General features: G+C 73.7%; 12 protein-coding genes. 8 read left to right on the top strand and 4 right to left on the bottom strand.

The features are described from left to right. The first annotated feature begins 89 nt into the window (after window positions 1–89). The 3 genes from AB0J67_RS11120 to AB0J67_RS11110 all read left to right on the top strand — a co-directional run bounded on the left by AB0J67_RS11120 (window position 90) and on the right by AB0J67_RS11110 (window position 2,630). Entirely contained in the window at window positions 90–410 is a 321-nt protein-coding gene (locus AB0J67_RS11120; protein ID WP_363479582.1) for a hypothetical protein, read from the top strand. 37 nt (window positions 411–447) lie between these two features. After that, window positions 448–1,719 carry a serine--tRNA ligase gene (gene serS / locus AB0J67_RS11115; protein ID WP_363479579.1) on the top strand — a complete coding sequence of 424 codons (1,272 nt, stop codon included), beginning with the start codon at window positions 448–450 and terminating at the stop codon, window positions 1,717–1,719. An 86-nt stretch (window positions 1,720–1,805) separates the two neighbouring features. Beyond that, window positions 1,806–2,630, top strand: coding sequence for an HAD family hydrolase (locus AB0J67_RS11110; RefSeq protein WP_363479603.1), 825 nt, complete (start codon window positions 1,806–1,808; stop codon window positions 2,628–2,630). 108 nt (window positions 2,631–2,738) lie between these two features. Here the strand turns inward: AB0J67_RS11110 and AB0J67_RS11105 are convergent, their stop codons facing one another. Further along, entirely contained in the window at window positions 2,739–3,269 is a 531-nt protein-coding gene (locus AB0J67_RS11105; RefSeq protein ID WP_363479576.1) for a bacterial proteasome activator family protein, read from the bottom strand. A gap of 196 nt (window positions 3,270–3,465) precedes the next feature. Here AB0J67_RS11105 and AB0J67_RS11100 point away from each other — a divergent pair, with 196 nt between their 5' ends. Genes AB0J67_RS11100 through AB0J67_RS11090 form a run of 3 tightly spaced genes read left to right on the top strand, consistent with a single transcriptional unit; the run spans window position 3,466 to window position 6,963 of the window. Then, the gene (locus AB0J67_RS11100) at window positions 3,466–4,653 is read left to right on the top strand and encodes an ABC transporter substrate-binding protein (protein ID WP_363479573.1); all 1,188 of its coding nucleotides are present in this window, start codon (window positions 3,466–3,468) and stop codon (window positions 4,651–4,653) included. Beyond that, a complete protein-coding gene (locus AB0J67_RS11095) occupies window positions 4,653–5,084 on the top strand; it encodes an Lrp/AsnC family transcriptional regulator (protein ID WP_363479570.1) in 432 nt (143 codons plus the stop codon). The genes AB0J67_RS11100 and AB0J67_RS11095 overlap by 1 nt, the downstream gene beginning before the upstream one ends. Before the next feature lie 52 nt (window positions 5,085–5,136). Further along, entirely contained in the window at window positions 5,137–6,963 is a 1,827-nt protein-coding gene (locus AB0J67_RS11090) for a beta-propeller domain-containing protein (protein WP_363479568.1), read from the top strand. 68 nt (window positions 6,964–7,031) lie between these two features. On the opposite strand, the gene AB0J67_RS11085 is transcribed toward AB0J67_RS11090, so the two are convergent. The 3 genes from AB0J67_RS11085 to AB0J67_RS11075 all read right to left on the bottom strand — a co-directional run bounded on the left by AB0J67_RS11085 (window position 7,032) and on the right by AB0J67_RS11075 (window position 9,239). Then, window positions 7,032–8,063: a hypothetical protein gene (locus tag AB0J67_RS11085; protein ID WP_363479565.1), complete on the bottom strand. Its 1,032-nt coding sequence runs from the start codon at window positions 8,061–8,063 to the stop codon at window positions 7,032–7,034. A 175-nt stretch (window positions 8,064–8,238) separates the two neighbouring features. Continuing rightward, window positions 8,239–8,484, bottom strand: coding sequence for a DUF6457 domain-containing protein (locus tag AB0J67_RS11080; RefSeq protein WP_363479562.1), 246 nt, complete (start codon window positions 8,482–8,484; stop codon window positions 8,239–8,241). Continuing rightward, window positions 8,481–9,239 carry an NTP transferase domain-containing protein gene (locus tag AB0J67_RS11075; RefSeq protein WP_363479600.1) on the bottom strand — a complete coding sequence of 253 codons (759 nt, stop codon included), beginning with the start codon at window positions 9,237–9,239 and terminating at the stop codon, window positions 8,481–8,483. The genes AB0J67_RS11080 and AB0J67_RS11075 overlap by 4 nt, the downstream gene beginning before the upstream one ends. A gap of 113 nt (window positions 9,240–9,352) precedes the next feature. On the opposite strand from AB0J67_RS11075, the gene AB0J67_RS11070 reads away from it, so the two are divergent. Then, on the top strand, window positions 9,353–10,327 hold the full coding sequence (locus tag AB0J67_RS11070) for a DUF4192 domain-containing protein (RefSeq protein WP_363479560.1): 975 nt from the start codon (window positions 9,353–9,355) through the stop codon (window positions 10,325–10,327). Window positions 10,328–10,411: 84 nt separating this feature from the next. Next, window positions 10,412–11,305, top strand: a complete 894-nt coding sequence (locus tag AB0J67_RS11065) for a fructosamine kinase family protein (protein ID WP_363479557.1) — start codon at window positions 10,412–10,414, stop codon at window positions 11,303–11,305. The last annotated feature ends 42 nt before the right edge of the window (window positions 11,306–11,347 follow it).

The raw sequence follows: 11,347 nt of genomic DNA, 5'->3' as shown, positions 1-11,347 counted from the left end.
CGGCGTTGTTGACGACCACGTCGATAGCCGGGTCGATGCCGTCGAGCGCGTCCTGCTCGCCGGGCGGCGGCGCGGGCCGGGTGGCCGGCATGGGTGTCGCCGCCGCGCTGTTCGCGGTGGTCGCCGCCGCGGCGGCCGCGCTGACCCAGGTCCGCGAGGTCGCCCAGTTCTGGGCGGTCGAGCCCGAGGCGCTGGAGCTCTACACCACGCAGCTCGGGCGCGGCGTCTGGGCGGCGCTGGCGGCCGTCGCGCTGCTCGGGCTCGCGCTGCTGGCCGCCCACCGCCGGGAGCCCGCCCACCGGCCGGGCATCGACCGGGTCGCGGACGGCCCCGACGAGCCCGACGACCACGAGCCGGGCGACCTCGAATTGACGGTCACCACCGCCGCGCCGTTCTTACGGCAATACTGACGCGAAGCTCCGAACGCGGGCCGGTACGCTTTTCGACGTGATTGATCTGCGTCTGCTCCGTGAGGACCCCGACACCGTACGAGCCAGCCAGCGGCTGCGCGGCGACTCCGTCGACGCCGTCGACGACCTGCTGCGCGCCGACGAGTCCCGGCGCTCGGCGGTCGCGTCCTTCGAGGCGCTGCGGGCGGAGCAGAAGCAGCTCGGCAAGCTGATGCCGAAGGCGGCCGGCGACGAGAAGGCCGCGCTGCTCGCGCGCACCAAGGACCTCTCGGCCGCGGTGAAGGCCGCCGAGGCCGCGGTCAACGACGCCGAGGCCGCGCTGCGCGACGCCCAGTTCGCGATCGCGAACGTGGTGCAGGAGGGCGCCCCCGGCGGCGGCGAGGACGACTACGTCGTGCTGCGCGAGGTCGGGGAGCGGCCGGAGCTCGCCGACCCGCGCGACCACCTGGCCCTGGGCGAGCTGCTCGGCGCGATCGACACCGAGCGCGGCGCGAAGGTGTCGGGCGCCCGGTTCTACTACCTGACCGGCGTGGGCGCGCTGCTGCAGCTCGGGCTGCTGCAGATGGGCCTGTGGCAGGCGGTCGAGGCCGGCTTCACCCCGATGATCCCGCCGGTGCTGGTCAAGCCGGAGTCGATGGAGGGCACCGGCTTCCTGGGCTCGCACGCGGCCGAGGTCTACCACCTGCCCGCCGACGACCTGTTCCTGGTCGGCACCAGCGAGGTGCCGCTCGCGGCGTACCACAAGGACGAGATCCTGAGCCTGGCCGCCGGGCCGCAGCGCTACGTCGGCTGGTCGAGCTGCTTCCGCCGGGAGGCCGGCTCGTACGGCAAGGACACCCGCGGCATCATCCGGGTGCACCAGTTCGACAAGGTCGAGATGTTCTCCTACTGCGACCCGGCCCAGGCGGCCGAGGAGCACCTGCGCCTGCTGGCGTGGGAGGAGGAGATGCTCGGCAAGCTGGAGCTGGCGTACCGGGTGATCGACGTGGCCGCGGGCGACCTCGGCTCGTCGGCGGCGCGCAAGTTCGACTGCGAGGCGTGGCTGCCGACGCAGAGCCGGTACATGGAGGTCACCTCGACCTCGAACTGCACCACGTTCCAGGCCCGGCGCCTGAACACCCGCTTCCGCGACGCCGACGGCCGGACCCACACCGCCGCGACGCTCAACGGCACCCTGGCCACCACCCGCATGCTGGTGGCGCTGCTGGAGCAGCACCAGCAGCCGGACGGCTCGGTGCGGGTGCCCAAGGCGCTGCAGCCGTTCGTGGGCGGCCGTGACGTGCTGGAGCCCGTCAAGGCAGGGTCCTGAGCGGCGTGCCCGACCACGGGGGTTCGGGGCACACCGAGGTGCCGGAACGCGATGTCGTGCGGCAGGCGGAGCCGCGCAGCGCCACGCTGCGCCCGGTCCGCCTGCCCAAGCTGGTCGCCACCGACCTGGACGGCACGGTCGTGCGGTCCGACGAGACCGTCAGCGGGTTCACCCACGCCGTCTTCGACCGGGTGCGCGCGGCCGGGATCCCCATCGTCGGGGCGACCGGCCGTGGGCCCCGGCTGGAGGAGCTGAGCCGGATCGACCTGCCGCACGCCGACCTGCTCGTGCTCGGCGGCGGCGGGCGGGTGCTCGACCTGCGGGACCCGTCGGCGCCGCGGGTGATGCGCGACGCGCGGCTGCCCGGCCCGGTGGTCGCCGGGATGGTGAGCGCGCTGGAGGCCCGGCTCGGGCCGGTGAAGCTGCTGGTCGAGGTGCTCGACGCGCCGCGCTCGCCGCTGTGGGGCGACGACGTCACGGACTGGCCCTACCCGGACGACCTGGTCACCCGGCCGCGCGAGGAGTCGCTCTGCTACGACGTGATCAAGGCGTTCGTGAAGACCGACGACACCGACTCGGACACGCTGCTGCGTACGGCGCGGGAGATCGTCCCGCCGGAGACGGCCGTGTTCACCCATTCGGGGCTGGGCTGGGTCGAGGTGACCCCGCCCGGCGTGGACAAGGCGAGCGGCCTGGCCGTCGTCGCCGCCGAGCTGGGCATCGACCCCGCCGACGTGCTCGTCTTCGGGGACATGCCCAACGACATCCCGATGTTCCTGTGGGCGGGGCACCGGGTCGCGGTGGCCAACGCGCACCCCGAGGTGCTCGCGCTGGCCGATGAGGTGACCCTGTCCAACGACCGTGACGGCGTGGCCGTCTATCTGGACGAACTTCTCAAGCGAGAAGGCTGAGGGGCGGCGTCCCCGCTGCCGCGCGGGCGGCGGGGAGGCACCCGCTCAACTCGCTTTGCTCTGCACACAAATACGCACGTGCGTATTTGTGTGCAGAGCAAAGCAGGTTCAGAGGTACTGCCCGGTACTGGTCGTCTTGCCGGGTTCGCCGTGCGTGCCGGGCGGCAGGGCGGGCATGTTGCGCATCTGCTCCAGCTGCATGCGGGCGGCCATCTGCTGCGCCACCAGGGCGGCCTGGATGCCGTGGAACAGGCCCTCCAGCCAGCCGACCAGCTGCGCCTGCGCGATGCGCAGCTCGGCCTCGGACGGGGTCGTGCCCTCGGTGAAGCGCACCGAGATGCGCTCCAGCTCGTCGCGCAGCTCCGGGGACAGGCCGTCCTCCAGCTCGTCGACGGAGCGCCGGTGGATCTCGACCAGGCGGTTGCGGCCCGCCTCGTCCAGGGGCGCGGCGCGCACCTCCTCCAGCAGCTGCTTGATCATGCTGCCGATGCGCATCACCTTGGCCGGCTGCTCGATCAGGCGGCTCGGGTCGTCCTCGCGGCCGGTGGCACCGTCCGCGTTCACCTCCACGGTGCCGATCGGGCGGCCGTCGGGACCGACGACCACCACGCTCTTCTCCTCGGGCTGCTGCTGGCTCACGCGGACCTCCTCAGGCGTCGAACCCCACCATCCTAGATCGCGGGACCACCCCCAATGTTGATCATTGACGGGAGTCCCAGGACACGGTAGAACGCCTCAGTGGGTCAAAAGACCACGTGCTCACATCGTTCGGCGACATCCCCCGACGGCCGCACCCCCGAATCCGTGTTCGGCCGACGTCACTCTGGAGGACACATTGGACGGGCTTGACCGTCGCAGGCTGCTTCGTCTGCTGGCCGGTGTCGGTGTCGCCGGCGCGACCGGTGGGCTCGCCGCCTGCTCCAGCACCGCGACGCCGCCCAGCCGCAGCGGCGTCAGCATCGGTCTGCTCGTCCCCGCCACCGGAGCCAACAAGAACGTCGGCGCCGATCTCGAGCTCGGTTTCCGGCTCTACCTCGACCTGCACAACGGCATGCTCGGCGGCCGGCAGGTCCAGGTCGTCGTCGAGGACGAGGGCGAGTCCGTCAAGGCGGGCGCCGACGCGCTGGGCCGCCTGCTCGACCAGCACGTGCTGGCGGTCGCCGGGGTGGCCAACCCCGACCTGCTGCCCGCGGTCCGCGACAAGGTCGAGGAGTCGAAGGTCCCGCTGCTGGCCACGCACGCGACCCCGTCCGGCATGCCCAGCTCGAACTTCATCTGGCGCACCGCCTTCCTCGGCGACGAGCCGGCCCGCGCCATCGCCTCCTACCTGCGCCGCCGCATGGGCGGCAGCCGGATCAGCCTGATCGGCGTCGGCGGCAACACGACCAACGAGCTGATGTCGACCTTCCAGAGCGTCTACGGCACCGGCAGCCAGAACCCGATCACGGTCCGGGCCGGCATCAAGCCCACCACCGCCGAGTTCGCGCAGTACGCGAGCCAGATCGCCAACCAGAACCCGCGGGCGATCTTCCTCAACCTGCCCAGCACGCACATCGTCGCCTTCAAGCAGGCGCTGGCGGCCCAGCGCAGCTCGCTGGCCGCCGTCCCGATGTACGCGCCCGGCACCGTGTCCGAGGGCGTCGCGCTCGAAGCGCTCGGCACCGGCGGCCGGGGCCTGTACACGGCGATGCAGTACTCCGCCGACCTGAACAACCTGGCCAACCACGACTTCTCCTCGCAGTTCCAGGCGAAGTACCAGCGCACCCCCACCGCCTACGTCGTCGCGGCCTACGACGCCGCCGCGGTGCTGGACCAGGCGCTGACCCTCGCCGGCGACGACACGGTGACCCCGCCGCGGGTCAACTCGCTGCTGTCGAGCGTCGGCCAGGTCATCAGCCCGCGCGGCAACTGGCAGTTCAACCAGAACCGCTCACCGCAGCAGAAGTGGTACCTGCGCCGCGTCGAGAACGACGGACCCGTGCCGTCGAACGTGTTGATCAGCGACCTCGCTACGCTCGGTTAGTGCAGTTGGACGACGTTGACCAGCGGATCATCGCCGCGCTCCTGAGCGACGCGCGCACCACGTACGCCGAGATCGGCTCGGTGGTGTCGCTGTCGGCTCCGGCGGTCAAGCGGCGGGTCGACCGGCTGCGTTCCGGCGGCGTCATCAAGGGGTTCACCGCCGTCGTCGACCCGGCGGCGGTGGGTGGCGGCACGGAGGCCTTCGTCGAGCTGTTCTGCACCGGGCGCACCACGCCCGCGCAGATCACCCAGGCCACCCGCCGCCACCCGGAGGTCGTCGGGGCGTACACCGTCTCGGGGGAGGCCGACGCGCTGGTGCACCTGCGCGCGGCCGACATCTCCCATCTCGAGCAGGCGCTGGAGCGGTTGCGGGCCGAGCCCTTCATCACCAGCACCCGCAGCATGATCGTGCTCTCCCGGCTCGTGGACTGACGCCGCGCCCGCCGAGGGAGCCGTGGGCGCCCGCGCGGCGTCGAACCCGGGCATGAGACGAAGTGTGCTGTGTGTGGCCGCGGCGCTGCTCCTGGCGGGCTGCACGGTGACCGAGAGCGCCTCGAAGCCCGGCCCCACCGCCGGGCCCGTCTCCGGCCCCGCGCCGGAGCTGCGGCTGGTGGCGTACGCGTCCTGCGACGAGCTGCTGGCCTCGGTGCGCGCCGCCGCCAAGGCCGCGGTCCGGCCCTGGGGGTTCGACTTCGGCGGATACCTGTGGGCGACCGACGGAGGAATGCCGGCGGCCGGGCGCGCGGAGCTGTCCGACAAGGGGGCGCCCGCCCACTCCGGCACCAACACGCACGAGGCCGGGGTGGACGAGCCGGACATCGTCAAGACCGACGGCCGGCGCATCGTCACCGTGCTCGGCGAGACCCTGCGCGTCATCGATCCGGCGACCAGGCTGGTCACCGGCTCGCTGCACGTCGGCCACGGCTCCCACCAGCTCTTCCTGCAGGGCGACCGGGCGCTCGTGCTGAGCCGGAGCTGGGGCGTCGGCCGAGGTCTGGCCGACGCCGCGGGCGCGTCGCGGATCAGCCCCTCCTCGACCCGGGTGCGCCTGGTGGACCTGGCCGGCCCGCCGCGGATCACCGGGACATACGAGATCGGCGCCCAGCTCACCGACGCGCGCCTCGTCGGCGGCGTCGCCCGGGTCGTGGTGTCGTCGCAGCCGCGCATCGACTTCCCGTGGCGGGAGATGTCGACCGACGCCGAGCGCCTCGCCGCCAACCGGAAGATCATCGACCGGAGCCCGCTGGAGAGCTGGCTGCCCGCGTACACCAGCGAGGGCGTCGCCGGGCGGCTGGACTGCGGCGACGTGAGCCGGCCGGATCGCTTCAGCGGCACCTCGACGGTGACCGTGCTCAGCTTCGACCTGAACCGGCCGCAGCTCGGCGACGGCCTGCCCGTCGGCGTGCTGGCCGACGCCGAGACCGTCTACGGCAACGGCCCGCACCTCTACCTGGCCCACGACGAGCGCTGGCGCGGCGAGCAGGCCTCCGGGCGCACCGAGCTCTACCAGTTCGACGTCACCGGGACGCGGCCCGTCTTCGCCGCCTCCGGCAGCGTGCCCGGCTGGCTGCTCAACCAGTACTCGCTCAGCGAGCACGACGGCGTGCTGCGCGCCGCCACCACCACGGGCCGGCCGTGGGAGAGCACGGCACGCAGCGAGTCCACCGTGTACACCCTGCGCCGCGACGGCGGGCAGCTGCGCCCGGTCGGCAAGCTGGGCGGCCTGGGCAAGGGCGAGCGGATCTACGCGGTGCGCTTCCTCGGTCCGGTCGGCTACGTGGTGACCTTCCGGCAGACCGACCCGCTCTACGCCGTGGACCTGAGCGACCCCGCGCGCCCGCGGCTCACCGGCGAGCTGAAGATCCCCGGCTACAGCAGCTACCTGCACCCGCTCGACGGGGGCCGCCTGCTCGGCGTCGGGCAGGACGCGACCGGCCAGGGCCGCGTCACCGGCCTGCAGGTGTCGCTGTTCGACGTCGGCGGGGCCGACCCGAAGCGGCTTGACCAGGAGAAGATCCCGCACGGCTGGAGCGAGGCCGAGCACGACCCGCACGCGTTCCTGTACTGGCCCGACACCCGGATGCTGGTCGTGCCCTACGCCGCCTACGACGGCGACCACCGGGCGGGCGCGCTGGTCTACCGGGTGGGCGCCGACCGGCTGGAGAAGATCGGCGAGGTGACCGGGGGCGAGCCGGCCTACCCACGCCGCTCGCTGGTCGTCGGGGACACCCTGTGGATCGTCGGCGACACCGTCGCGGTGGCGACCCCGCTGGCGGCTCCCGGCCCCGCGCTGGCGCGCGTCCTGCTCTGACGGACGGCATGAACGAAGCTCCGTTCCGGCGGCCGGTGCCGCGGGAACGGAGCTTCGCTCGCAGTGGGCTACAGGTACTGCCCGATGCGGGTCTCCGAAGAGGGGTTGCCGGCGGGCTTGTCGCCCTCGCCGAAGAAGCGCTTGCCGCCGAACTCGCCGTGCAGCCGGTCGTCCAGCTCGTCGGCCAGGCCCGTCATGACCTGGATCGCCAGCGCCAGATGGCTGGCCTGGAAGTCGCGGCCGAACACCGGGATCGACGCCCAGACGGTGCCCGCGGTGCAGTAGAGGCGGCCGATCGGCATGCGGTTGGTCAGCTCGGACAGCTTCACGAACAGCTTCTCGCTCGGCTCGATGTCGGTCAGCACCGGCGAGAACACGTCGATCAGCGGCGGGTTCTCGCGTACGCGGACGAACACCATCGCCGAACCGGCCCGGATGCCGATGTCACCGTCGCCGTCGACCTGCAGCGCCTCCGGGTCGGTCTTCAGCATCGCGGACACCACGATGCGCACCCGGTCGGCCAGGTCCAGCCCGCTCGCGTCCAGGGCGTCGATGGACGGTAGGAACGCGTCCACGGTGGACTCGTGCCGCGCGGTGCCCAGCGGGTCGATGGCGACGGGCTCCTCCTCGCGGTCGTGCGCCTCGTAGACCAGGAACGCCGGGTGGGGTGCGCCGTACACGTCGCGCAGGGTGCGGGTGATGATGCCGGCCAGCGCCTCGGGCTGGCCGGTCATGCCGAAGTTCTCCCGGGAGCCGGCCACCACGCCGGGCGGCGACCAGCCCAGCGCGACCATCGCGGCGATCGCGGGCCGCTCCAGCCGGAAGCCCTCGGGCAGGTTCGCGTTGCTGACCGCCCGCGCCTGCAGCGTGCCGTCCTCCAGGTGCTCCACGCTCACGCCGTACACGGCCGAACCGGTGCCCGACGCCGTCGGGTCCAGCGCGAGCTCCAGCTCGCTGCCTGCGGGCAGCACGGGCAGCACGCCGGCGAGGGCGCGGGCGAACTCGCGCCACGCCTCGGCGACCTTGGCCCGCAGATCGGCGGTGGTCGGCTCGTCGAGCAGCTCGGCCTCCGCAAGGCCGGGGTTGGACAGTTCCGACATCGGCACGCCTCCTCGTCGAGCCTGGCTTATCCCGGGGTGCCGACGGACAAACCATGTTTCTCTGTCACCGAGACACTACCGATCGGAAACCTGTTCGCGTAGTCGGCCTTTTGACCGCGGAACCCGGCGATCGGCGTGATATCCGTCGATCGCCAGGGAGAGCTGCCGTGGTCGGTCAGGAGGCCTGTTCCTGGCCGAGGCGCTGCGCCAGCGCGCTCAGGCGGGCCGCCAGCTCCCGCGGCTCGCCGCCCCGGCCGACCGCCAGACCCAGCAGGTACGCACCGACCGGCGCCCCCGGCCGCACCGTGTTGTGCGCGACGTCACGGGCCAGGTCCAGGATCATCGTGACGTCCACGTCGGCGCGCGGCACGCCGAGCTCGGCGCAGGCCGCCTCGGTGAAGTCATGCAGGTCCACGGTCACGACAGCTCCTCGGTTGGTCGCGCACCGCCGCGGCTCGGCGGTGTCCGGTCTGTGCGGGCGGGCTCCGCACCGCCGGGGCCAGGCGGCGCCCCGTCGACGGACTCGGCCCGCCGCAGCTCGTCGGGGGTGTCGCAGTCATACCATGGCGGTGGGCCGGCACCGGTCCACCGGACTCGCGCCACGTCCACGCCGTCCAGCACGGCCCGCATGGACGCGCCGTGCGGCCGCTCGGGCAGCGCCGCCCGCAGCGCGCCGATGCGCCACATCGCGCACAGGTGCTGCGCCCGCCCGTCGTCGTCGACGAACAGTGCCACGTCCGGCCCGTCGGCGGGGCGGTCGCTCCCGGTGGCACGTCCCTCGTTGGCATGGCCCTCGACGGCATGGCGCTCGACGGCATGGCCCTCGACGGCATGGCCCTCGGCGGCAGGCCCGCTGAGTCCGGCGGCGAGGGCGGCGACGGCGGCCGGGGTCAGGAAGGGCAGGTCCGAAGCGACGAGCAGGACCAGGCCGTCCGGTGGCAGGGACGCGGCTCCGGCGGCGACCGCCGCGACCGGGCCGCCGCCCGGTGGGTCCTCGCGGGTCAGCACGGCGCCTTCGGGCAGCTCACCGGCCAGCTCCGGCGGCCCCACCACGATCAGCGGGCGGGCGTCGGCGACGGCGTCCAGCACGCGCCGCAGCATCGGCACCCCGCCGACGGGCAGCAGCGGCTTGGCGGCACCGCCCATCCGGCGGCCGGCCCCTCCGGCCAGCACCAACGCGGCGTACGCGGGCATCGCACCTCCCCCGGTCCTGTGGACAGACCGGCGTGTCGTCCACAGGTTGATGATCATGGCTGTCGCCGGGCGGCCTCGGCGGCGAGGCTGCCCGCATGACCACCGACACCCCGGCCTACACCCTCACCGAGCGCGCCGACCTGCTCGGATACGTGCCCTACCTGCTCGGTTTCCATCCGGCCGACAGCACTGTCGTGATGGGTCTGCGCGGCAACCGCATCGCCGTCGCGGCCCGCGCCGACCTTGCCGCGCCCCGTACCGAGACGGTACGCCGCTTCGCGCAGGTGCTCGCCGCCGCGGGCCGGGGACGCGCCGCGGTCGGCTCGGTCGTGGTCGTCGGCTACGGCCCCGACACCGGGGCGGCCGACGCCGCCCGGCACGCGGCCGACGCGCTCGACGGCCGCGGCTACCACGTCCGGGAGGTGCTGCTGCAGGCCGGCGACCGGTACCACTGCCTGCAGTGCGATCGCTGCACGCCGCCGGAGGGCGCCCCGTTCGACCCGAGCACCACGGCCGCCGCGGCCATCGCGACGTACGAGGGACTCGTCGCCCTCCCCGACCGGGCCACCGTCGAACGCCGGGTCCAGCCGGTCGGCGGGCTCGCCGCGGTCGCCATGGCCCAGGCCGTGGACCGGGCCGAGGACCGCCTCGAGGCGCTGCTGGCCGACGGCGGCGACCGGGCGCTCGTGACGGCGGGGGAGACCGCGGTCGAGGCCGCGCTGCACGGTGCCGAGGCGGGCGGGCGGCTCGACGACGACGAGGCGGCCTGGCTCACCGTGCTGCTGCACGACCTGCGCTGCCGCGACCACGCCTGGCAGCGCACCGACGCCGAGGGCTGGCAGCTCGACCTCTGGCTGGACCTGACCCGCCGCGCCGAGCCCGCGCTGGTCGCCCCGCCCGCCACCCTGCTGGCCTGGTGCGCCTGGCGCGGCGGCAACGGCGTGCTGGCTACCGCGGCCCTGGACCGCGCCCTGCACGCCGACCCGGCGTACTCCCTGGCCCACCTGCTGACCGACGCCCTCGACCGCGCCGTCCCACCCAGCAGCATCCACCCCTGGCCCGTCCCCTGAAAGGAAGGGCACCTTCTTAACGCTATGCGTTGTAGAAGGTGCCCTTCTTAACCACGCGGCCGGGCGCGGCCCAGAATGGGAACCGTGGATCTGGCCTACCTGCGTACGCACCCGCACCTGCTGCCGACGTTCCTGCACCACCAGCGGATCCGGGAGACGCCGGTGGACGGCGGGTCGATCTGCCACACCAGCAGGCTCACCTTCGACGACGGTGAGTCGATCTTCACCAAGACGTGGCCGGAAGCCGGCGGGCAGGCCCCGGACGGGTTCTTCGCCGCCGAGGCGCACGGGCTGCGCTGGCTCGCCGAGACCGGCACGGTCGCCGTGCCGGAGGTGCTCGTCGACACGCCCGACCTGCTCGGCATGGCCTGGATCGAGCACGGGCAGCCGACGGCGCGCGCCGCCGAGGAGTTCGGGCGGGCGCTGGCCGGGCTGCACCGGGCCGGGGCGCCCGCGTTCGGCGCGCCGTGGCCCGGGTTCCACGGCTCCGCACCCATGGACAACACGCCCGGCCAGGGGCCGTGGCACGTGTGGTACGCCGAGCGCCGGCTGGGCGCGTACCTGAAGCTCTCGGTGGACCGGGGCGCGCTGGAGCCGGCCGACGTCACGCGGGTGGAACGGGTGATCGCGGGCCTGGACCGGCTGGGCGGCGACGAGCCGCCCGCGCGCATCCACGGCGACCTGTGGACGGGCAACCTGCTCTGGGGCGCGGACGGGCGCTGCTGGCTCGTCGACCCGGCGGCGCACGGCGGCCACCGCGAGACGGACCTGGCCTACCTGCGCCTGTGGGGCGGCGCGCCGCACCTGGACCGGATCCTGGCCGCGTACGCCGAGGCATGGCCGCCCGCCGACGGCTGGCACGAGCGCACGCCCCTGCACCAGCTCTCCATGTACCTGCTCCACACGGCCCTCTTCGGCCCCGCCTTCGCCCCCGGCGTCCGCGACACCACCACCGCCTGCCTCGCCCTCCTCCCCTGACCCCTCGCCGCGCGTCGCCACGGCAGGCCGCAGTTTCGGGGA

The organism is Catellatospora sp. NPDC049609, assembly GCF_040675365.1.
Classification (GTDB): Bacteria; Actinomycetota; Actinomycetes; order Mycobacteriales; family Micromonosporaceae; genus Catellatospora.
This window is presented reverse-complemented; position numbering and strand designations above follow the sequence as displayed.

Bases quoted from the DNA above. Each gene is read 5' to 3' on its own strand.
- AB0J67_RS11090 (WP_363479568.1), top strand. From the start codon at position 5,137: ATGAGACGAAGTGTGCTGTGTGTGGCCGCGGCGCTGCTCCTGGCGGGC.
- AB0J67_RS11070 (WP_363479560.1), top strand. From the start codon at position 9,353: ATGACCACCGACACCCCGGCCTACACCCTCACCGAGCGCGCCGACCTG.
- AB0J67_RS11085 (WP_363479565.1), bottom strand. From the start codon at position 8,063: ATGTCGGAACTGTCCAACCCCGGCCTTGCGGAGGCCGAGCTGCTCGAC.
- AB0J67_RS11120 (WP_363479582.1), top strand. From the start codon at position 90: ATGGGTGTCGCCGCCGCGCTGTTCGCGGTGGTCGCCGCCGCGGCGGCC.